The following is a 22,103-nucleotide window of genomic DNA, read 5'->3' on the forward strand; positions in this document are numbered from 1 at the left end:
CGTGAACCTGCTGCCTCTCCTGTACGCGCTGCTGGCGGCGATGACGGGTATCGTCATGCCCGGCGCGAGCGCGGCCGAACGGCAGCTATCGGCGCCCGCCGCTCTTGCCGTCGGCGCACAGGCGCAGAAGGTTGCCGCGCTCGCCATTTCGGCGCGCGCTTCGGCAGCCGCGCCGTTCGAGCATTTGCGCCCGACGCCGATTGCCCTCGAGATTGCGTCACCAGCCGCCACGCGTCTGATCGATCAGCCGCGTGACCGGCTTACGGGACGCCGGCGCGAATAGCGCGACAGCGCATCCTTTGTCGCGCGACTGCGGCGTTTGCTTCGTTTTCTTTCCGCCCCGATCCGCCGCCATGCGCGTGCCGAGGGGCATTCGCACATAGACTGGATTTCTCGATGCTGGGTGGCCTTGCCAAGACCTTTTTCGGATCGTCGAACGACCGTTACGTCAAATCGCTCAATCCCATCGTGCAGAAGATCGCGAGCTTCGAGCCCGCGATGCAGGCGCTGTCCGATGACGACCTCGCCGCGCAGACGCAGCGCTTTCGCGAGCGGCTCGATGCCGGCGAGACGCTTGATGCGATCCTGCCCGAAGCCTTTGCGACGGTGCGAGAGGCATCGGTGCGCGTGCTCGGGATGCGGCATTTCGACGTCCAGATGATCGGCGGCATCGTGCTGCATCGCGGCGAGATCGCCGAGATGCGCACGGGCGAAGGCAAGACGCTGGTGGCGACGCTCGCGACCTATCTCAACGCGCTGCCCGCCACCGGCGTGCACGTCGTCACCGTCAACGACTATCTGGCGCGGCGCGATGCCGAGTGGATGGGGCGGTTGTATGGCTTTCTCGGCCTTACTACCGGCGTGATCGTGCCCAACCTCGCCGATCATCAGCGGCGCGAGGCGTATCATTCGGACATCACCTACGGCACGAACAACGAGTTCGGCTTCGACTATCTGCGCGACAACATGAAGTATGACCGCGAGTCGATGGTCCAGAAGCCCTTTAGCTTCGCGATCGTCGACGAGGTCGACTCGATCCTTATTGACGAGGCGCGCACTCCGCTCATCATCTCGGGGCCGACCGACGACAAGTCCGAGCTGTACCTCAAGGTCGACGCGATCGTCCGACAGCTCGAGGCCGACGATTACGAGAAGGACGAGAAGCAGAAGTCGGTGATCCTCACCGAGGACGGCACCGAGAAGGTCGAGCGGATGCTCGAGGCCGCCGGCCTGCTCGAAGGCGCCAATCTCTACGACTTCGAGAACACGCAGGTCGTGCACCACGTCAACCAGTCGCTGCGCGCCAACATGATGTTCAAGGTCGACACCGACTATATCGTCAAGGACGGCAAGGTCGTCATCATCGACGAATTCACCGGCCGCATGATGGACGGCCGCCGCTGGTCCGACGGTCTGCATCAGGCCGTGGAAGCCAAGGAAGGCGTCACCATCGAGCCCGAGAACCAGACGCTGGCCTCGATCACCTTCCAGAATTATTTTCGCATGTATCCCAAGCTTTCGGGCATGACCGGCACCGCGGCGACCGAGGCGGCTGAGTTCCACGACATCTACAAGATGAACGTGGTGTCGATCCCCACCAACGTGCCCGTCCAGCGCATCGACGAGGAAGACGAGTTCTACAAGTCGATGCGGGACAAGTTCATGGCGATCGCGCGCGCCATCAAGGAACATGCCGAGAAGGGCCAGCCGGTGCTCGTCGGCACCGTCTCGATCGAGAAGTCCGAGCTGCTCAGCGAGTATCTCCAGCAGGAGAATGTGCCGCACAAGGTGCTCAACGCGCGCTATCATGAAATGGAGGCACACATCGTGTCGCAGGCCGGGCGCGCCGGCGCGGTGACGATCGCCACCAACATGGCCGGCCGCGGCACCGACATCCAGCTGGGTGGCAATCTCGAGTTCCGCATCGCCGACGAGCTTGGCGAAATGCCCGAAGGGCCTGAGCGCGATGCCGCGATCGAGCGGATCAAGGCCGAGATCGTCGAGGAGAAGGCTGCAGTGCTTGCCGCCGGTGGCCTGTTCGTGCTCGGCACCGAGCGGCATGAGAGCCGCCGCATCGACAACCAGCTGCGCGGCCGTTCGGGACGCCAGGGCGATCCGGGTCTCAGCCGCTTCTATCTGAGCCTCGACGACGATCTGCTGCGCATCTTCGGGCCCGACACGATGTTCGCCAAGATGATGCGATCGAACATCGCCGATGGCGAGGCGATCGGATCGAAGTGGCTGACCAAGGCGATCGAGACCGCGCAGAAGAAGGTCGAGGCGCGCAACTACGATATCCGCAAGCAGGTCGTCGAGTATGACAACGTCATGAACGACCAGCGCAAGGTCATCTACGAACAGCGCGCCGACATCATGGATGCCGAAACGGTGGGCGACGTGGTGGCCGACATGCGCGCCGAGACGGTGAACGCCATCGTCGCCGAGGCGATTCCGATGAACAGCTATCACGAGCAGTGGGACGTCGAGCGACTGAAGGAGCGCGCGCGCGAGGTGCTCAATGTCGAGGCGCCCGTCGACCAGTGGATCGCCGAGCAGGACGGACTCGAGCCCGAAGGTGTCGAGAACCGTATCCAGGCAGCCGCCGACGCGCTGATCGAGGAGAAGTCGAAGGATCTGCCGCCCGAGAGCTGGGCGCAGGTCGAAAAATCGATCCTGCTCCAGAATCTGGACCATCACTGGAAAGAGCATCTGGCGATCCTCGATGCGCTGCGCCAGGTCGTGCACCTGCGCGCCTATGCGCAGAAGACGCCGATCAACGAATACAAGCAGGAAGCATTCGCGCTGTTCGAGCGGATGCTGACCAACATCCGCGAGGATGTGACGCGTACGTTCGCGATGGCGCAGTTCGGCATGCAGGCGCCGCCGCCGCTGCCCGAACTGCCCGACTTCCTGACGCACCATTTCGACCCGCTGACGGGCGAGGACAACAGCGACGACTTCGACGGATCGATCAACGTCGTTCCGCCGCGCCAGACGCCACGCCCCGAGCCCGAGGCGTTGGGCGACGATCCCGCAGCGTGGGAAGGGCGCGTCAGCCGCAATGCGCCGTGCCCCTGCGGGTCGGGGCGCAAATACAAGCATTGCCACGGCGCGCTGGTAGCCTGAGAAACGAAAAGCCCCGCGCGATGGCTCGCGCGGGGCTGATTACCGATTTCGACAGGGCGCCGACTTAGCGGCGCACATCCTCGGGATAGCGGATGTTCGGACCGAGATTCTCGATCACGTCGCGAGCGTCGAAAGCGCGGACGTCTTGCGGTTTCGGACCACGGCCGACCAGAATCTCGGCACTCGCCTCGTAGCGGTTGATCTGACGTACGTCGGTGATCCCGCCGCCGAAGCCGCCGCCCCAGCCGCCCCACGGACCCCAGCCGAAGCCCGGCCGCGCGAAACGCCACGACGGGCCCCAGAAGCCGCCACCATAGAGGCCGGGACCCCAACCCGGGCCGAAGCCGTTGTCGATGATCTGCGTGCGCGACTGGCGCTCGGTATCGCGGTTGGCGAGGACGAAATGGTCGTAGCCACGCTCGAGCGTGAGCTGCGCGGCGCGGAACAACAGATAACGCTCGACCGTCTCGCGCGAGGTAAGGCTGTTGCCCGCGAAGGTGATGCGGAAGCGGTCGCGCTCGATCTGCTCGTCGAAATAGCCGTTGGGCGCATAGCGCGAGCCCGTTGCAGGCTGATAGGGTGTCGGCGTTGCGCAGGCGGCAAGCGCAAGCGTGCTTGCCAGGGCCATCGCCACTGCCTTGTGCGCGTTGAGGGATCGAACGGGTCGCATCATGCGAGAACACTCCAGTCGTGGCCGACGCTAGCGGCGCGACGGCATGTCATCATTCAACGTCCGGCGCGCGCTTCGGCTCCCCGTTCGCAATTCGGTGAAGTGTGCAGGATCGTGGATTGCCCGACGATGAACGCGTGGCGTAGCGCACCCGACGGTCGCAAGCCAAAGTGCAAGCGCCAAAAAAAACGGCCCCCGAAGAGGCCGTCTCATTCAATCGCAAAGGCAGTCAACTCAATCGGGGCTGACCGGCTCGCCGTCCTCGTCGACAGCGGCCCAGATGCCGGCGCCAATCGCCGCCGCAGCAAGGACCGCTACCAGCACGGTGCCCGCTCCAGTGCCTTCTTCCTGCACGACGGCAGCCGATGCCGCGCCTACAGCGTTGTTCACGCGGGCATTCGCCTCTGCGCTCATCGCCGGCGCTGCGACGGCGCCCAGAAGAAGCGCGGCCATCGCGGTCTTCGCCGCTGCTTTCCGGATAACCATGTCAACTTCTCCCTGAATTCGTTTCGACGGCGCATTAACACTGACCGGCGAGATGTTCAACCCTGTTTGCCGCATCCCAGCACGAAATGCCGCAACGCAGTATCAGCTAGCTCGATCGTGAGTCGCTGTACGCCAAAACCCTTAATCGATCCTGCCGTTCCCTGCAAACGCGGCCTAACGCGTTTTCAGGTCTCGGGTACTCCGTCCGTTGCGCCGCGCTTCCGCAGGGTGCGGGTCGCGGCGGCGGGTTTCCAATTCTTTCATATTGGAATATGCGCGCTGCGGTGATGCTCGTGTTCGGGCGGGGGAGTGCGTGACATGATGGTACCGGCGATGCTGCGTGGCAGCCGACAGCTGATGGCGATCGCATTCGCGTTCGGCATGGCGCTTCTTCTTGCGGGGTGCTCGACGGGTTCGCGCGGCGGCCCCGTAGCCTATGACCGCACCGACTTCGTGGCGCCCGACCTTCCGGCGATCCAGCGCACTGCCGATCATCGGCTGATGCCGGGCGACGTGGTGACGATCAATGTTTTCCAGGTCGAGGCGCTGTCGGGCGAGCATACGGTCGATTCGACCGGAAACATCCAGCTGCCGCTTATCGGCGCGATCGAGGCACAGGGGCGTACGACGAGCGAACTCGCGCAGACGCTGACGACGCAGCTCGACGCGCGGTATCTGCGCCAGCCGCGCGTGCAGGTGGCACTTAAGGAAGCCGAGGCGGGCCGCATCACGGTCGACGGGTCGGTCACGCAGCCCGGCATCTTCGAGATTCGCGGCCCGACCACGCTGATCCAGGCCGTCGCGATGGCGCGCGGCACCGACCAGAACGCCAATCCCAAGCGCGTGGTCGTGTTTCGCACGATCAACGGCCAGCGGCAGGCGGCAGCGTTCGACCTGACCACGATCCGCACCGGGGTAGACCCCGATCCGGCAATCTACAGCAACGATATCATCGTGGTCGACGGATCGCGCTCGCGCCAGGCATTCCGCGACTTCATCCAGTCGGTGCCGCTGCTGGCGATCTTCCGCCCTTTCTAACGGCGTGCGCGCCCTGCGAGACCAGATATGAACGAACACGCGCCACGTAAGCTGCTGACCGCCGGACGGTCCGAACTCGCGACCGCGGGCGGCGTCGAAACGCTGCCCGATCACGTACGCGGCAATCTGTATGACCACACCGGGCGCGACGCCGAGGAATCGACCTATGCCGATCTCTGGCGCACGATCGTCAAGTGGCGGCTGGTGGTGCTCGGCGCGTTTCTGCTGGGCGTAGCGATCGCGCTGACCGTCACGCTGCTGACGACGCCGATCTATCGCGCGGCGTCGACGATCGAGATCGCTTCGGAAGAAGTGCAGATCATCGATACCAACGAATCGCAGACGTCGAAGATGCAGATGGCGCGTGCCGATTATCTGCGCACGCAATACGGGCTGCTCGAAAGCCGCGCGCTGGCCGAGCGGGTGGCCCGCTCGCTGGGCCTCGCCAATGTCGCGGGCTTCGGCTTCGCCGAGGGCGAGCAGCCCACGCGCGCAGCCGACGAGGCGGTTCGCCGCGCGACCAACGCAGTGCTTGGCGGTCTCGAAGTGACGCCGGTGTCCGATAGCCGGCTGGTGCAGATTTCGTTCGATCATCCCGATCGGCAGCGCGCGGTTCAGGTCGCGAATGCCTATGCGCGCAACTTCATCGAGTTCAATCTCGACCGCAAGCTGGGGTCGACGAGCTATACGCGCGACCTGCTGGCTCGGCGCCTCACCTCGACCAAGCAGCGGCTCGAGGAATCGGAGCGTGCCGCCGTTGCCTATGCGCGCCAGGCAGGCATCATCAACGTCGGCACGGGCGAGGGCGGCGATGGCGAAGGCGGATCTGGGTCGCTCACGTCCTCATCGCTCGTCGACCTCAATTCGTCGCTCAGCGATGCCGTGCGCGATCGTGTCGCCGCCGAGCAGCGTTTCCGCCAGTCGGGCGGCACCACGACCGAGGAGCTGACCAACCCGACGATCCAGGGCCTTCTCTCGAGCAAGGCGCAGCTCACCGCGCAGTATAGCGAGCTGTCGAACCTGTATCGCGAGGATTATCCGCAGATGCAGCAGATCCGCTCGCGTATCCAGGACATCGATCGCAGCATCGCGGCCGAGCGCGCGCGTGTGCGCAACGCGCTGCGTTCAGAGTTCGCCGCCGCGCAGGCGCGCGAGGGTGCGCTTCGCGGGCGCGTCGAGCAGCTCAAGGGTTCGGTGCTCAACCTCAACGACCGCAGCATCCAGTACAACATCCTGCGTCGCGAGGTGGAAACCAACCGCGAACTCTACAATGCGTTGTTGCAGCGTTACAAGGAAGTCGACGTCGCCGACGGCGTCGCCGCGAGCAACATCTCGATCGTCGACGAGGCGCAGGCGGCGCGGCAGGTGGTGCCCAAGCCGATCATCAACCTTGGACTTGGTGCGTTACTAGGTCTCGCGATCGGCCTACTCGGCGCGTTCGTCTGCGAGTTCATGGACGATTCGATCAAGACGCCTGACGATGTGGTGATCAAGCTGGGACTGCCGCTTCTGGGCGCCATCCCCAAGGCGCCGGGCGGTAGCAACGTGGTCGACGAGGTGACGACGTCGTTCGGCGAGATAGGCGAGGCCTATTTCTCGGTCCGCACCGCGATCGAGTTCGGTACGTCGGCCGGCGCGCCGCGTACGATCCTGGTCACGAGCAGCCGGCCGGGCGAAGGCAAGTCGATCTCGGCCTTCGCGCTCGCCAACGCCTTTGCCCGCGTGGGCAACCGGGTGCTGCTGATCGATGCGGACATGCGCAAGCCTACTCTCAAGGTGAAGAAGGGCGAGGCCGTCGGACTTTCGAACCTGCTGACGGGGCATAACGAGTTCGACCAGGCAATCTATGCCACCGGCAACGAGCATCTCTCGCTGATGCCGTCGGGGCCGGTGCCGCCGAACCCTGCCGAGCTGCTCGCGAGCCGCCGCACCGCCGAGGTGCTGGTGCGCCTGCTCGAACAGTTCGACCACGTCATCATCGACAGTCCGCCCGTGATGGGGCTGGCCGATGCCCCGATCCTTGCGGCGTTGTGTGAAGGCACAATCTTCGTGGTCGAGTCGGGTGGCAGACGGCTTGCGGTGCGGCGGGCGCTTTCGCGGCTGATTTCGGCCGATGCGCACATGCTGGGCGGCGTGCTCAACAAGTTCAACGCGCGCACCGCCGGCGCGGGCTATGGCTACGGTTATGGCTACGGCTACGGCTATGGTTCGGGCTATGGCTATGGCCAGGGCGCGCGATCGAAGGCGACCGAGATCCGGTTGTACAACGACGCCGAGAGCTGATTTCGGTGGCGCGCGACCTATCGATGGGCGCGATGCCACGCTTGGTGCCGCTGCTGGCAGGAGGCGCCATGCTGCTGGTGGCAGTGGCGGCGACGCAAGCGGCGCTGGCGGGAGCATTGGCGCGCAGCAGTCCCGCCACGGCGCTCGCGATCGACGATTCGCAGTCGGTTGCGCTCATCGCGGCGGGACGGGCGATACTTGGCGACGCTGACGGCGATTCGGCGCGCGCTGCGGAAGCGCTTGGCTATGCCCGACGCGCGGTCGCTGCGGCGCCAGCCTCGGCCGAGCCATTCTATCTTGGTGCAATCGCCGCCGAGCGACAGGGTGACGCGGACGCGGCGCTGCGGCTGATGCGTGCCGCGGTGCAGCGCGACCCACGCCTCACCAGCGCGCGGTACTGGCTGTTCGACCGTTCCCTGCGCGCACGGCGTTTCGGCGAGGCGATCGAGAATATCGACGCTTTCATGCGCATCCGGCCGAGCGTGCGCTTTGCCGTGGCCCAAGCACTAGTGCCGCTGCTCGGCGAGCCCGAGGCGCGCGCCGGCCTCGCACGCGCGCTCGCCGACAATCCCAATTGGGGACCGGCGTTCCTGATGCACGCTTCGCGCGATGCCGGGGTTCGGGGCCAGTTCGTGGGCATGTTGATCGACCTCAGTCGCGACCCCGATTTCATTCTGCCCCAACCGCTCCTCAGCGCCACCGTGAATGGTGCGCTCGGTGCGGGGTCGGTCGATCTGGCTCGAACCCTGTACGCAAGCTACGCCACCAACGCGGCCGAACCGTCGCCCAACCAGGTGCAGGACCCGCAATTTACGGGGCGTCTGCCGGCGCCGTTCGGCTGGACCTTCGTGAATGGCCGCCACGGATTCGCAGAGCCGCGCGAGGAAGCGGGTGCGCGCCATGTGTTCGCGCGGATGTTCAACGACGAGGCCCAGTCGCTTGCGTCGCAGACGCTGACGCTCGCACCGGGTGACTATCGTTTCGAAACGCGCTTCCAGTCGGCCGAGACCGGGTTCTCCGCCGGCTATGCCGTGCGGCTGGCGTGCACGCGATCGAACCAGCCGCTGGCGGTGTTGCGCCTGCCTGAAAGCGGAACCGGTGCAATCACGCTGGCGCGCCGCTTCACCGTGCCGGCCGGTTGCGGCGTCCAGCAGATCGAGCTCGGGTTCGACCCGGCCTTCGGGCGCGCGGCGAGCGTGCGGCTTACCGCCATCGCGATCACGGCGGCCGGCGTCGCGGATGCCGGATCATGAAGGCCTTGCGCGTCGTATCGCATCATGCCGAGAAGGCCTTTCTCGCATTCGTGCTGCTCGCGGTTGTGCTGGGCGGGTCGGGGCGTGCGGCTTTCGCTAATCTGTTCCTGCAACTGGCAGCAATCGCGCTGATCGCGATCGCGGCCTGGCGCCTGCGCGGGATCGTGCCGACGCGGGCGCTGCGCTGGTCGTTTCTGCTGCTGGCGGCGATCATCGCGCTGCCGCTGGTCCAGCTTATCCGGCTCGATCCCGATATCTGGCGCCTGATGCCGGACCGGGGCTGGATCGCCGAGGGGTTTGCCCAGCTCGACGTCGATGCGCCCTGGCTTGGCATCTCGCTGACGCCGGGCGCGACATTGGCGGCGTGGTTTCATCTGTTGCCGCCAGTGGCCGCGTTCCTGTTCGCGCTCACGCTCGATCCGCGCGGACAGCGACGGGCGCTCGGGGTGCTTCTGGTCGCCGCCATGATTTCGCTGGCGCTCGGCACGCTCCAGTTCGCTGCCGCATCACCATCGCTGCATTTCCATGCGATATCGAACGTCGGCAGCGCGACGGGCTTTTTCGCCAATCGTAACCATCTGGCCACCTTGCTCCTCATGGCGATGCCCGCGTCGGCCACGCTGATCGCGACCTGGCGCGTTGATCGGAAGGGCGATGCCATTCCGCAGCGTCGTCGCTGGCTGCTGGCCGGTCCGCTGCTCCTGCTGCTCTTTTCGGGATTGCTGATGACCGGGTCGCGGGCCGGCTTCGGCCTCGGCATTGCCGCGATGCTGCTCTCGCTGCTCATCGTGCGTCGCGGGAGCGGCGGCGGTCTGCCGGTATCGTTGGCGCTGGTGGCAGCGGTGACATGCGTTGCGGTGATCGTGCTTGCCTATGTGTCGGGACTCGGCACGCGCGCGGTTGCGGAGGCCGCGTCGCTTTCGACCGACGAATTGCGGATCGTAGCGGCGCCGATCACTGCCGAACTTGGATGGCGCTACTTCCCGTTCGGGTCGGGGTTCGGATCGTTCGAGACGATGTTCAAGTCGGCCGGCGGTGCGGTCAATCTCGGGCAATATTACGTCAATCATGCACACAACGATTATCTGGAGCTTTGGCTCGAGGCAGGCGCTGCGGGGATTGTCGTGATCGTCGGCTTCCTGATTTTGTGGCTCGGCACGACGCGGTTGCACTGGCGCGCGCCGCCGGGCGATGCCGCGACGCTGGGCAAGGCGGCGAGCATGGCCGTGGGTCTCGTGTTGTTGCACAGCGTTGTCGATTTCCCCTTGCGCACGCTCGGGGCAGCAGTGCCTTTCGCGATGATGTGCGCGTTCGCGCTGGCGGCGTCGGTAGGCGTGGCGACGCCGGCACGCCATGCGCGCGGCGAATTGCGCATCCATGTCCGCAACGCGACACCGCAGCGCGCCTGACGCTTTCACGCACGAAGTCGCGTCGCGAGGAATTCCGCATGACCAGTTTCAGCATCTGCATTCCGAACTTCAATTACGCCGGCTACATCGGCGAGACGATCGGCAGCGCCCTTGCGCAGCCCGAGGCGACACAGGTGCTGGTGTGCGACAATGCGAGCACCGATGGGTCGGTCGATGTCGTGCGTGCGATCGCCGATCCTCGCCTGCGGTTGCGCGTGAACCGCTGGAATGTCGGCTTCGCGGCAAATCTCGATCGCGCGTGCGAAGGCGCCGATGCGGATCGCATGATCCTGCTCTCGTCCGACGATCTGCTCGAGGCCGGAGCACTCGCGACCTATGCGCGGGTCGCTGAAGCGCTAGGCAGCGGCGCTTCCGCCACGGTGTTCAATTCGGGCGCCCATGTCATCGACGGCGCAGGCCGGCGCACCGGTAAGGTCGGGTTCGATGCGCGCATCTGGCACGGCGCACGTCGCGATGCCGCGCTCGAAGCCGCCGCGGGCGCGCCGGTGTGGCGCATCGATGCCGCCCTGCTGCTGCGCAACGCGATGCTGTCGATGCGCACGCCGTTCCAGTTCGCCTCGACCTGCTATCCGCGTAGCTTGTATGAAGCCGTGGAGGGCTATGCGGCGGTTCGCTTCTTCTCACCCGACAAGTTCTTCGCGTGGAAGTTGCTCGGCGTCGCCGCGGAGGCGATCCACGTCGATGCGCCGCTCGTGTCGTACCGGGTCCACGACCAGAACCAGAATGCCGTCCAGAAAGCGCAGCGTGCGCTCCGACATATGGCCGATCAATATGCCGCTACCTTCGACACGCCCGCCGAACTGCTTGAACGCGCAGGCATCGACCGGGCCGCGCTCGAGCGCGCGTTCATCGAGCAGGATGTCGCCCTGCGCGGAATGAAGTTCGTGGCCGAAGGAAATCGCAGCGAGGCGCGCCGTGGCCTTGCGTTCGGGAAGGCCGCCTATCCGCGCCTTGCGCGCTCGAATGCCCGCGTTCAGGCGCTGAGGGCCTTGCTCGCCGCAGGGCCTGCCGGCACCGGTCTTGCCCGCATCGCCATGCGCCGTGCGCTGGCCCGATGGCGCGATACACCAGCCGCACCATAACGAGACGCTCGGGCCGTGCTGCGTTTGCGTAATGGCACCGTTTCTGGTAATTCACTCCATATCGGGCTGGTCCGGGGTCGCGCACCCAGCCCCAAGGATGGCGGGCGCCGGCGAACGGCGCGTCGTGAAATCGGGGAAGAAGCGGCTCATGCAACTCACGATGCTGATCGAACGCTGTCGCGACTGGCTCGGACGCCGCCGCTTTTCGATGGCCTGCGATCTGCTGCTGGCGCTGGCCGCGCAGTTCATCGTGCTCGTGCCGTTGCTCAATTTCCCCTATCTTCGCGACATCCTGGTACTGCAGGGCCTGACGGTTACCGCGTCGCTTGCCGCACTCTACCGCGTCCAGGCGCATCGCCAGTCATGGAGCCGGGTATCGCTTTCCGACGTGATCGCGCTGGCCATCGCGTCGGCGATCGTCAGCGTCGTGGTGGCGGCAGGCACGTTGGCGCTGGAATACACGCTGGCTGCGAGCCGTATCCTCATCGGTTCGTTCGTCATGCTGCTGGCGGGCTGGGTGGCGCCGCGGCTTTTACTGCGACTGTATGCCGAATGGCAGCACGAGCGGGCCAATGCTGGCGGGCCGGCGCCCGAAGCGGTGCTGCTCTATGGTGCGGGACCGCGCGCGGAGCAGTTCATTCGTTTCAACGCCGCGCATCGGCGGTATCGCATTGCGGGCATTCTGCATGAACAGGCCGCGCTTGTCGGGCGCCGCATTCGCGGCGTCGAGGCGTTAGGCTCGCTCGACACGCTCGACGAGCAGATCGAGATGTTGCGCGCGCGCGGTATCCAGCCGTCGCGACTGATCGTAACCGAGGATGGCGAGCGGCCCGACGAGCTTCGCGACGCGCTCGATATCAGCGCACGCAGCGGGCTTCGGCTGGCCCGGTTGCCCAGCCTGCTTACGCTGGTCGAGCCGGGCGGCGTGGGCGATGTGGTACGCGACGTATCGATTCAGGATATCCTGCAGCGCGAGCAGGTGACGCTCGACGACCCCGCCATTCCACAGACCTTTGCGGGCAAGGTGGTGATGGTGACCGGCGCGGGCGGATCGATCGGTTCCGAGCTGGTGCGCCAGATCGCCGCGCAGGCACCGGCGCGACTGGTGCTGGTCGAGTTCAGCGAGTTCAATCTCTACCAGATCGATCTCGAAATGGCGCAGCGTTTCCCGCGCGTCGCGCGCTCGCTCGCCTTGTGCGACATTCGCGATGTTGCCAGCCTGCGTCGCGTATTCGAACGCGAGCGCCCCCAGCTTGTCCTGCATGCCGCAGCGCTCAAGCACGTGCCGATGCTCGAGGATGCACCGGCGCAGGCCATCCTCACCAATGTATTCGGCACGCACAATGTGGCGCGGCTGGCGTCCGAACACGGCGTCGAGCTCTGCACGCTCGTTTCGACCGACAAGGCGGTCAATCCCACCAATGTGATGGGCTGTACCAAGCGTTGGGCCGAAATCATCTGTCAGGCCTATGATCCCGGCGCAGATGCGGCGGCAGGCGCCACACGCTTCAGCTGCGTGCGCTTCGGAAACGTGCTCGACTCGGCAGGATCGGTCGTTCCGCTGTTTCGCAGGCAGATCGCCGAGCGCGGACCGCTGACCGTCACGCATCCCGACATCACGCGCTATTTCATGACGATTCCCGAGGCGTGCCTGCTGATCCTTGCAGCCAGCGCAACCGTTCACCGCGGCGGCGCCGAGGGTGGCAGCGTGTTCGTGCTCGACATGGGCGAACCAGTGAAGATCATGGCGCTGGCCGAGCGGATGATCCAGCTCCACGGTCTGCGCCCGCACGTCGACGTCGAGATACGCGTGACCGGGTTGCGGCCTGGCGAAAAGCTGTTCGAGGAGCTGGCTCACGCCGAAGAGCGCCTGCTGCCGGCTCCGTTCCCCAAGGGCAACATCGCGCGCGCGCGCAGCTGCGATCAGGAAACGCTGCGCATGCATCTCGATCGGCTGCGCGAGGCCGTTCGGCTCGACAGCGAAAACGCGATGCTGGCCGAACTTGCGCGGCTCGTTCCCGAATTCCGGTGCCCCCGATTGCAGGAGCAGACGCCCGCGATCGGGCTGCGCGGCGATCATGTGGCTGGCGATAGCGCTCTGCTGAGCGTGCAAGCCTGAGCGAATGCGCGAAGACGGGCGGGACATGAGCGCATCTGCGCGCGCCAATGTCGCGCTGGCGATACCCGAGCTCGATGCCGGCGGGCCCGACCGGGTGATTCACGAGCTTCTGTGCCATTTGCCGCGCGACCGGTTCCGCCTCACGCTCGTCACGCATCGCGCGGGCGGCCGCTATTACGAAGACCTGCCTGATGACGTCGAGCGCGTGGTGATCGGGCAGGGCCGGCGCTATCCAGTGCGAGCCTTTGCACGCTGGATCGACACCGCTCGGCCCGATCTGATGTTCACCACGTTGCGCATGAACCTGACGGCGGCGCTCGCGCAGCCGTTGCAGCGGCATCGGCCGGTGCTGGTCAGCAGGCAGGCGAACGCCGTCGCTGCCGATTTCGCGCTTCTCAAGCGCCGGTCGCTCGTAAAGCACCGCATTGCCGAGCGGCTGGTACGCTGGTCGCTCGGGCGCCCCGATGCGCTGGTAGCGCAATCGCGCGATATGGGCGATGAACTGGCCAGAATGACCGGACGCGGAGAGGCGGTGCATGTCATCGGCAATCCTGTCGATCGGTCGAGTGTCGAGGCCCAATACCAGGCGCAGGCCGTCAGAGGCGCGCCGCTCGCGCCCGGAGCGCCCGCAATCGTAGCGGCCGGGCGGCTGATGCCGCAAAAGGGTTTCGACGTCCTGCTACGCGCGATGCCGGCGGTGCTGGCGCGTCACCGCGATGCGCGCCTGGCGATCCATGGCGAGGGACCCGACCGCACATCGCTCGAAGCGCTCGCAAGCGAGCTGGGAATCACGGATTCGGTGGTGATGCCGGGGTTCAGCGACACGCTGCTCGCCACGATCGCGGGCAGCGACGTCTTCGTATCGTCCTCGCGCTACGAGGGGTTCAGCAACGCGATACTCGAGGCGATGGCGCTGGGCGTCCCGGTGGCAGCCACCGCATGTACCGGCGCGACTCGCGAGATGATCCTCGATGGCGAAACAGGGTTTCTGGCTGAACCCGAGAATTCCGCAGCGCTCGCCGATGCCATGTTGCGCGCAATTGGAGCGGATCGCAGCACGCTTGCCCTTCGCGCGGCGACCCATCTCGATACTAATTTTGCCCGCGCGTCGATCATCGGCGAATATGCTCGCCTGTTCGACCGGCTACTCGATAGCAGACCTTAATCAGGACGCGCGAGGAGCGCCTCATATTCGGCGGGCGTGCCGCAGAAAACGACTTCGTCCGGCTCGATGCACTCGTAGCCGATCGTGGCGCCGCCGCCAATCAGGTGGTTGTAGAGCGGCGCGACATATAGTTCGTGGCTTTGGGGTGCGGTCCGCTCGGCATCCAGTGCGCGGCGGAAGTCGGCGGCGCGCGCGAAATGATACAGGCCAGTGCAGCAGAGATCGGATATCGGACGCTTTTCGGCGGTTTCGGCGGCGATCCGCTCGCCTTCAGGCGCGGGCCGCACATAGGACCAGTTGGCGCCTTCGCCTCGGAAAACCTCGAGATATCCGTCGAGCATCGCCAAGCGCGCGGTATCGGGCTCGCGATATCCGGCCCGGAACGTGTCGATATTGAAGATCGTAAGCGGCGTGCTGCCATCGACCGCCGCTCGATCGATTCCCTGCTCCACCGTCTCGGCCTGTCCAGCGGTCGGTTGGTCGAGCAGCGCTACCCGCACATCGCGCACTCCCAGCATCGCGCAGTGCGTTTCGATGAACGCCTCGACGCCGCCGCTCTCCCGCGCGATGAACAGGAACGGCCGATCGGCGAAATATCGCTCGAAGCTCAGCACCGAGAGATCGAATGCCGTGCGCTCGCCCAGGGGCAGCATGAACTTGGGCTGGGTATAACCGGCCTCGACGAAGCGTCTGCTCAGCCCGGCCATGGGAATCACGATCATCGGCAATTACTCAACATGCTCGGAAAACAGGCGCATCGCGTTGACGTACAACGCCTTCTGACGAACCGGATCGTCCGAGTGCAGGGGGATCATCGACACGAACAGCGTCACCATAGTCGCAAGCACTACCGGATCGGCAAAAGCGAGGCCGTCGATCGATCGCGCTGCAAAGGCAGTTTCCAGCCAACGCTTCGTCGCATCTTCGGGAAAAGCGAGTTCAAGCGCCTCACCATCTTCCCGCAGGCTATATTCGCCGGCGATGATCTGGTCGTACCGTCCGATCACGCTGTGCGCGAGCTTGGCAACGTCGTAGCGCAGATCGCCCTCGATGCTGGCGACCCCGTCATGCACATAGCCGCGCGGATCGATCAGCAGAATGCGCTGATTGCGGCTGTTGTAGAGGATGTTCGAGAAGCAGAGATCGCCGTGCATCACAGTCGAAGCGCGCGGCGGCGCGCCTTCGATGATCGCGAAGCAGCGATCGAGAACGGCATGGCCCGTCGGGCAATCGCGGCCGTTTACCCGAAGCGCCCGGTCGAGCCAGGGATAGGCATGGGGCGCGGCAGCAATACGCTGTCGCGTCTTTTCCACCGCAAGCGCCGCAAGCGCATTTCCGGGCGCGCCCGTCGATCGTGTCGCCTGCGTCAGATAGTCGCCGATGGCATCAAGAATGCGGTTCCAGCCGGGGATGCCCAGCCGCGATAGATAAAGCTCTGCAACCGTAGGGAGATAGCTGTATTCGGTCGAATAGCTGCCGTCGGGTATGCGGTCGCGCGGTTCGATCAGGCGCGCGCAGTGGAGCTGGATCGCCGGCGGCACCGAGCGGAGCCAAGCGGCTTCCGCATCGATCTTGAACGCGTTGTCGCTGCTTTTGTGCACCACGCCAGCTTCGATACGCAAGGCATTGAAATGACGCGCTGCAGCCAGATGGTGGCGCGAGCGGAAATAGGTTTGCAGATGGCCGAAATCGAGCCAGCTGCCGTTGGGGATCGCGGCTACTGGATGGCGTGACGCATAGAGATCGAGTGCGCGCGCAAAGTCGTCGCCCGATTGGATCAGCGCGCGGAGCAGCGCCTGCGGACTCGAGAACCGGAAGAAGCCCGTGAGGATCGCCGGTGCGCAGGCCGGCTCGCGATCAAGCGCGCCCTGCTTCACCTCGGTGATGCGATCATCCTCGACGCGCACGACTGCCCAATGATAGCCGTCGCTCACTTCGCCGACGGTCATCGCATCGGCAGCGTCAGGTTCGGGCGGTGCGATGAGCGTGTCGCCATGCACGATCTCGACCGGGCCGGTCTTCTCGATCGCGGCGAGCACGCAGGCGATCGAGCGGCCGAGCGAAAGCCGCGGATCGAGCCGGACGATGCGTACGCGGGCGGCGGCAATGCGTTCGAGCTCGATCGACGTGAGCTCGAAGTCATCGGGCAGCGACAGGATCAGGTCGACGCCGGGCGCGGCAAGCCTCTCGATCTGCCGATACAGCAACAGCGATCCGCCCACGGGCAGGAAGGCGGGAGGAATGCGGCCAAACTCGGCCTCCAGTTCGCCTCCGACATAGGCGCCCGAGGTTATGATGCGTGTCGTCACGGCGCGTCCCCAGGGGCCGCCGAGCCGACGAGCGCATAGATTTCGTCGAGCGAGAGGCGGGCGAACTCGTCGGGCCGTACGGTCTTGTCATCGACGTAGAAACCGCCTTCGCCGCACCAGGGCTTTCCCATGATTACCTCGTCGAACGGTACGTCGTGCCGAGCAAGCCATTCGAGCACGATCGGCAGCGTATGCACGTTGATGCGCCCGATGGCGCCCGCGAAGCTTCGCATGTTGCGCGCCGAATGGATGACGATCTCGAAGCCCTGCGCACGATACTCGCGAAGCTTCTCGACCACGTCGAGGTTGGGCAGCTTCTCGCGATACTCGGCCGAACTGCGGTCCTGCGTGATCGTATCGTCGAGGTCGATCACGATACGTGGCATTGACGGATTTTCCCCCTTGGCGCCGCCGCAGCGAACGTTGCCGCGGGTTCGGGGATTTCGGACGATATTGCAAGCCGTGTCTCCGGTTTGCCCGGCTCTCGAGCTTGTATCGCCGCGCATGGCTGGTATCGGTCGCGCCGGACGGGCAGGGGAGCGCGCGCGATGACACGACGCAAGCTGGTGGCAGGCAACTGGAAGATGCACGGCATGGCCGCCGATCTCGTCGAGGTCGAGGCGATCGCCGCTGCCGCCGCCCGCCATTCCGGCGTCGACGTCGCGCTGTGCGTGCCGGCCACGCTGATCGCGCCTGCCGTGGCGCGCGCGGGCGCGCTGCCGATCGGCGCGCAGGACTGCCATGCCGCGGCGAAGGGCGCCCACACCGGTTGCTTGTCGGCGGCGATGCTGCGCGAAGCCGGCGCTTCGCTGACGATTGTCGGCCATAGCGAGCGTCGCGCCGACCAGAACGAGACGAGCCAGGACGCGTGGGCAAAGGCCGCAGCCGCCCGTCAGGCGGGCCTCAGCGTCATCCTCTGCTGCGGCGAGACCGAGGCCGAGCGCGACGCCGGCCGCGCCGAGCGCGTGGTACAGGCGCAGATCGAGAAATCGGTGCCCGAGGACGCGAGCGGCGACTGGTTCACGCTCGCCTATGAGCCGCGCTGGGCGATCGGCACGGGCCGCACTCCGACGCTTGACGAGATCGCCGCGATCCACGCTATCGCGCGCGCGAAGATGCGTCAGCTCGTCGGCGACGCCGCCGACGGCATCCGCATCCTGTACGGCGGATCGGTGACGGGCACCAACGCGCCGGCGATCCTTTCCACTGCCGATGTCGATGGCGCGCTGGTCGGCGGCGCCAGTCTCACCGCCGAGAAGTTCGTGCCCATCATCGACGCCGCCGCAGCGATCTGAGCGGCGCCGATCGATCGCGTCCTATTGCTCGGGCAGGAAGTCGGGGACCGAGAGATAGCGTTCGCCGGTATCGTAGTTGAAGCCGAGGACGCGCGCGCCCGAAGGCAGTTCGGGCAGCTTCTTCGCGATCGCTGCGAGGGTGCCGCCCGATGAGATACCCACCAGCATTCCTTCCTCGCGCGCCGCGCGCCGGGCCATGTCCTTGGCGGCATCGGCCGCCACCTGGATGACGCCATCGATCGCGCGGGTATGTAGATTGGTCGGCACGAAGCCTGCGCCGATACCCTGGATGGGATGCGGGCCGGGCTGCCCGCCCGAAATCACGGGCGATGCCTCGGGCTCGACGGCATAGACCTTGAGCGACGGCCAATGCTGCTTCAGCGTTTCGGCGACGCCGGTGATGTGGCCGCCGGTGCCGACGCCGGTGATGATCGCATCGAGCGGCGCATCGGCGAAATCGGCGAGGATTTCCTGCGCGGTCGTCTGTACGTGCACATCGATGTTCGCAGGATTTTCGAACTGCTGCGGCATCCACGCGCCTTCGGTCTGGCCGACCAGTTCGATCGCACGCTCGATCGCGCCTTTCATGCCTTTGTCGCGTGGCGTCAGGTCGAAGCTCGCGCCATAGGCGAGCATGAGGCGGCGCCGCTCGATCGACATGCTCTCGGGCATCACGAGGACCAGCCTGTAACCCTTGACCGCGGCGACCATCGCCAGCCCGACGCCGGTATTGCCGCTGGTCGGCTCGATGATCGTGCCGCCGGGCTTGAGGCTGCCATCGGCCTCCGCCGCCTCAACCATCGCGAGCGCGATGCGATCCTTGATCGAGCCGCCGGGGTTCGATCGTTCGGACTTGATCCAGACCTCGGCGTTGCCGAACAGCCGCTGGATGCGGATGTGCGGGGTGTTTCCGATCGTATCGAGGATGGTGTTCGCCTTCATGTCGTCGTCTCCTTGATCGGCGTGAACTCGAGCGTTTCGGGCGGGTCGAACGTGCGTGCGCGCCGCAGTTCGGGGAACAGCCTTGCCCACCATGCCGTCACCGCGATTGCAAGCACCCCGCCACCGACGACCGCGGCAACCGGGCCGATCGCCGCGGCGAGGAAGCCCGATCGTGCTTCGCCAAGCTCATTCGATCCCGAGATGAACAGGGTGGATACCGCGCCGACTCGCCCGCGCATCGCATCGGGCGTGTGCAACTGGATCAGCGACTGCCGGACGTAGACCGACACCATGTCGGTCGCGCCGACGAAGAACAGCGCCACCAGCGCGATCGCGACAGCCGGTGCCAGATCGTGGCCCACGGCCGATGGGCCGAGCAACGGTTCAAGCAGCGGCGCCGAAAAACCGAACACGGCATTGGCCGCGCCGAACGCGGCTACCGACCACAGCATCTTGACGCCGACCTCGCGCTTCAAGGGCCGCCAGGCAAATAGCAGCGCTACCGCCACGGCGCCAACGGCGGGCGCGGCGCGCAGATGGCCCAACCCTTCCGCGCCAATCATGAGAATGTCGCGCGCGTAGATCGGCAGCATCGCGGTGGCGCCGCCGAGCAGTACCGCGAACAGATCGAGGCTGATCGCGCCGAACACCAGCCGGTTGCGCCGCACATAAGTGAGGCCCTCGGCCATCTGCCGCCATGGATTGCGTGCGCCGGTCATCTGGCTGCGCGCGACGGGGCGGATGAGCATCAGCATCGCGAGGCCAAGGCCGAACAGCGCGGCGGATACGGCATAGGCCAGCCAATGCTCGATCGCATAGAGATAGCCGCCCATCGCCGGTCCCGCGATCGACCCGGCCTGCCACGCGATCGAGCTCATCGCGATCGCCGCCGGGAGTACCGCGACAGGGACAAGATTGGGCGCGAGCGCCTGCAGGGCAGGGCCGGCAAAAGCGCGTGCCACGCCGAGCAATGCCGCGACGAAGAACAGCCAGGGCAGGGTGATCGCATCGGCCCAGGTCAGCCATGCGAGTAGCGCCGCGCACAGCAGCTCGAGCATGACAGCCCCGCGGGCGATCCAGCGCCGGTCGAGCCGATCGGCCACCCAGCCGCCCACCAGCGACAACAGCGCAAGCGGCACGAACTGCGCGACGCCGATCCAGCCGAGCTGGAACGCCGCCTCGCGGATCGGCATCGTCTCGCGCGCGATGTCGTACACCTGCCAGCCGATGATGACGACCATCGCCATCTGCGCCAGCGTGTTCGACAGACGCGCGAGCCAATAGGCGCGAAAATTGTGAAGCCGGAAAGGATGCGTAGTCGCCATCCGCCCGCCCTAGCGATACGCGGACGCCGCGTGCAACGAAGCATTGCTGCACGCGGCGAAATGCAGATCAGCCGCCAAGAAAGGTGAGCAGATCGCTGGTCAGTCGATCGCCATGGGTCGCGAACAGGCCGTGCGGCGCGCCCTCATACTCGACGAGCTGAGCGCTCGGCACATGCTGTTTCACGCGGCGCGCGGTGGCATCGATCGGCACCGTCGCATCCTTGGTGCCGTGCACGACGAGGGTCGGCACCGTGAAAGCGGCAAGATCGGGCACGAAATCGGTGGTGCCGAACGCCTCCGCACAGGCCAACGTCGCGCGAAGCGACGCCTGCATCGCCACGGTCCACGACCAGTCGACAAGCTCGTCGCTCACGGGGTGCGAGAGGACGCCGACGCCATAGAAGTCGCGGAAGAAGCTTTTGAAGAACGCGTAGCGGTCCTCGGCGACCTTCTGGCCGATGTTCTCCAGTTCCTCTTGCGGCACGCCGTGCGGATTGGCCTCGCTCTTGAGCATGCCCGGCACTACCGATCCGATCAGCCCCGCCATCGCGACGCCGCGACCATCGTGCCGGCTCATGTAGCGCGCGACTTCGCCGCCGCCCATCGAGAAGCCGACGATCGCGGCGCCATCGCCCGCGCCAGTCGACTCGATCACGTCGGCGAGGTCGTCGGCGAGCGTATCATAGTCGTAGCCGCTCCAGGACTGGCCCGAGCGCCCAAAACCGCGCCGGTCGTACGCGATGGCGCGATAGCCCGCCTCGGCGAGCGCCATGGCCTGCGGATCCCAGCTATCGGCCGACAGCGGCCAGCCGTGGATCAGGATGACGGGGCGTCCGCTGCCCCAGTCCTTGACATATAGGTCGGTTCCGTCGCGCGTCTTGATATAGGGCATTGATCTACTCCGGCATGGCCTTGCCCGCTAACGAAGCGTGTATCGCCGCGTTCCGTCGAGGTGCGTTACTTATCAACAGGCTTGTCGGGTTGGAGGCGTGCCTTGTCGGGATAGGCATCGGCCGTCGTTTCCGACTGGTTCTGTACCGCGCCGCGCTCATCGACGGGCGTGGTTGTGCCATCGGTACGCTCGCCATCGGGCTTGTTGGTCTGGCCGGATTCCATATGTCTCTCCTTAATTTGCCATCTCAACGTATGAGCGGCGAATAGGAACCGTGCGACGGCGGTCACGTTCTTGCTGCGTTGCAGCAAAGGCGCTATATGACGGGCATGCAGCTTCTCGAAGAACAGGATCGCGTAGCGGCGACGGCGCCCGAGGGGCCGGCCCCCCGGGTGTTCGAAGCGATCGTCCGCAAGCGGTGCCTCACCGCTACCTATAACCGCACGCAGGTGCTGATGGCACCGCATGCCGCGTGGACCAAGCATGGCGATCTGTTCGTGGATGGCGTCACGTTGCGCCTGAACGGCGCGCCGCCGCGCGAGCCGAAGCTCGGCACCTTCAAGCTTATCGGCCTCGGCGATCTGGCGGTGACCGATCAACCCTTCTTCGTGAGCGATCTCTTCAATCCCGGCGATGCCAAATATGGTGGCGAGCTGCTGCTGTCGGTCGAGCCCGACTGACTACGTCC

20 protein-coding genes are annotated in these 22,103 nt (G+C 65.8%); 11 read left to right on the plus strand and 9 right to left on the minus strand.

The features are described 5' to 3' along the window. Position 1 precedes the first annotated feature (1 nt). A complete protein-coding gene (locus tag FBR43_RS05685) occupies positions 2–283 on the plus strand; it encodes a hypothetical protein (protein WP_136942248.1) in 282 nt (93 codons plus the stop codon). Between the two features lie 113 nt (positions 284–396). Further along, a complete protein-coding gene (gene secA / locus FBR43_RS05690; protein ID WP_136942249.1) occupies positions 397–3,126 on the plus strand; it encodes a preprotein translocase subunit SecA in 2,730 nt (909 codons plus the stop codon). A gap of 64 nt (positions 3,127–3,190) precedes the next feature. On the opposite strand, the gene FBR43_RS05695 is transcribed toward secA, so the two are convergent. Together FBR43_RS05695 and FBR43_RS05700 are read right to left on the minus strand one after the other, a co-directional pair. Further along, on the minus strand, positions 3,191–3,754 hold the full coding sequence (locus tag FBR43_RS05695; RefSeq protein WP_136942250.1) for a CC0125/CC1285 family lipoprotein: 564 nt from the start codon (positions 3,752–3,754) through the stop codon (positions 3,191–3,193). A gap of 276 nt (positions 3,755–4,030) precedes the next feature. After that, a complete protein-coding gene (locus tag FBR43_RS05700; protein WP_136942251.1) occupies positions 4,031–4,342 on the minus strand; it encodes a hypothetical protein in 312 nt (103 codons plus the stop codon). 258 nt (positions 4,343–4,600) lie between these two features. Here FBR43_RS05700 and FBR43_RS05705 point away from each other — a divergent pair, with 258 nt between their 5' ends. The 7 genes from FBR43_RS05705 to FBR43_RS05735 all read left to right on the plus strand — a co-directional run bounded on the left by FBR43_RS05705 (position 4,601) and on the right by FBR43_RS05735 (position 14,652). Further along, positions 4,601–5,320 carry a polysaccharide biosynthesis/export family protein gene (locus FBR43_RS05705; RefSeq protein WP_136942252.1) on the plus strand — a complete coding sequence of 240 codons (720 nt, stop codon included), beginning with the start codon at positions 4,601–4,603 and terminating at the stop codon, positions 5,318–5,320. Positions 5,321–5,347: 27 nt separating this feature from the next. Next, the gene (locus FBR43_RS05710) at positions 5,348–7,603 is read left to right on the plus strand and encodes a GumC family protein (RefSeq protein WP_136942253.1); all 2,256 of its coding nucleotides are present in this window, start codon (positions 5,348–5,350) and stop codon (positions 7,601–7,603) included. 32 nt (positions 7,604–7,635) lie between these two features. Then, on the plus strand, positions 7,636–8,856 hold the full coding sequence (locus FBR43_RS05715) for a tetratricopeptide repeat protein (RefSeq protein ID WP_136942254.1): 1,221 nt from the start codon (positions 7,636–7,638) through the stop codon (positions 8,854–8,856). Beyond that, positions 8,853–10,265 carry an O-antigen ligase family protein gene (locus tag FBR43_RS05720; RefSeq protein WP_136942255.1) on the plus strand — a complete coding sequence of 471 codons (1,413 nt, stop codon included), beginning with the start codon at positions 8,853–8,855 and terminating at the stop codon, positions 10,263–10,265. Before FBR43_RS05715 ends, FBR43_RS05720 begins: the two co-directional genes overlap by 4 nt. A gap of 38 nt (positions 10,266–10,303) precedes the next feature. After that, positions 10,304–11,368 (plus strand): glycosyltransferase family 2 protein, encoded by a 1,065-nt coding sequence (locus FBR43_RS05725; RefSeq protein ID WP_136942256.1) that lies wholly within the window; start codon positions 10,304–10,306, stop codon positions 11,366–11,368. 148 nt (positions 11,369–11,516) lie between these two features. Further along, on the plus strand, positions 11,517–13,487 hold the full coding sequence (locus FBR43_RS05730; RefSeq protein ID WP_169542511.1) for a polysaccharide biosynthesis protein: 1,971 nt from the start codon (positions 11,517–11,519) through the stop codon (positions 13,485–13,487). Between the two features lie 25 nt (positions 13,488–13,512). Further along, on the plus strand, positions 13,513–14,652 hold the full coding sequence (locus FBR43_RS05735; RefSeq protein ID WP_169542512.1) for a glycosyltransferase: 1,140 nt from the start codon (positions 13,513–13,515) through the stop codon (positions 14,650–14,652). Here FBR43_RS05735 and FBR43_RS05740 read toward each other — a convergent pair. The 3 genes from FBR43_RS05740 to FBR43_RS05750 are packed head-to-tail and all read right to left on the minus strand — an operon-like array spanning position 14,649 to position 17,347. Continuing rightward, positions 14,649–15,374 carry a glycosyltransferase family protein gene (locus FBR43_RS05740; RefSeq protein WP_136942259.1) on the minus strand — a complete coding sequence of 242 codons (726 nt, stop codon included), beginning with the start codon at positions 15,372–15,374 and terminating at the stop codon, positions 14,649–14,651. The genes FBR43_RS05735 and FBR43_RS05740 overlap by 4 nt on opposite strands. A 6-nt stretch (positions 15,375–15,380) precedes the next feature. Further along, on the minus strand, positions 15,381–16,961 hold the full coding sequence (locus FBR43_RS05745; protein ID WP_136942260.1) for a capsular biosynthesis protein: 1,581 nt from the start codon (positions 16,959–16,961) through the stop codon (positions 15,381–15,383). Next, positions 16,958–17,347: an HAD-IIIC family phosphatase gene (locus FBR43_RS05750; protein WP_136942261.1), complete on the minus strand. Its 390-nt coding sequence runs from the start codon at positions 17,345–17,347 to the stop codon at positions 16,958–16,960. Before FBR43_RS05750 ends, FBR43_RS05745 begins: the two co-directional genes overlap by 4 nt. 162 nt (positions 17,348–17,509) lie before the next feature. On the opposite strand from FBR43_RS05750, the gene tpiA reads away from it, so the two are divergent. Then, complete coding sequence (tpiA, locus tag FBR43_RS05755) at positions 17,510–18,256, plus strand: triose-phosphate isomerase (RefSeq protein WP_136942262.1); 747 nt, start codon at positions 17,510–17,512, stop codon at positions 18,254–18,256. A 21-nt stretch (positions 18,257–18,277) separates the two neighbouring features. Here tpiA and cysK read toward each other — a convergent pair whose 3' ends face one another. The 4 genes from cysK to FBR43_RS16095 form a co-directional block, all read right to left on the minus strand. Then, positions 18,278–19,198 carry a cysteine synthase A gene (gene cysK, locus FBR43_RS05760; RefSeq protein ID WP_136942263.1) on the minus strand — a complete coding sequence of 307 codons (921 nt, stop codon included), beginning with the start codon at positions 19,196–19,198 and terminating at the stop codon, positions 18,278–18,280. Further along, complete coding sequence (locus FBR43_RS05765) at positions 19,195–20,523, minus strand: MFS transporter (RefSeq protein WP_136942264.1); 1,329 nt, start codon at positions 20,521–20,523, stop codon at positions 19,195–19,197. The genes cysK and FBR43_RS05765 overlap by 4 nt, the downstream gene beginning before the upstream one ends. A 67-nt stretch (positions 20,524–20,590) precedes the next feature. Continuing rightward, a complete protein-coding gene (locus FBR43_RS05770; RefSeq protein WP_136942265.1) occupies positions 20,591–21,415 on the minus strand; it encodes an alpha/beta fold hydrolase in 825 nt (274 codons plus the stop codon). A 65-nt stretch (positions 21,416–21,480) separates the two neighbouring features. Then, positions 21,481–21,639 (minus strand): hypothetical protein, encoded by a 159-nt coding sequence (locus tag FBR43_RS16095; protein ID WP_169542513.1) that lies wholly within the window; start codon positions 21,637–21,639, stop codon positions 21,481–21,483. Between the two features lie 105 nt (positions 21,640–21,744). Between FBR43_RS16095 and FBR43_RS05775 the strand changes: the two genes are divergently transcribed. Next, on the plus strand, positions 21,745–22,095 hold the full coding sequence (locus tag FBR43_RS05775; RefSeq protein WP_136942266.1) for a hypothetical protein: 351 nt from the start codon (positions 21,745–21,747) through the stop codon (positions 22,093–22,095). Positions 22,096–22,103: the final 8 nt, after the last annotated feature.

The organism is Sphingomonas baiyangensis (assembly GCF_005144715.1).
Classification (GTDB): Bacteria; Pseudomonadota; Alphaproteobacteria; order Sphingomonadales; family Sphingomonadaceae; genus Sphingomonas; species Sphingomonas baiyangensis.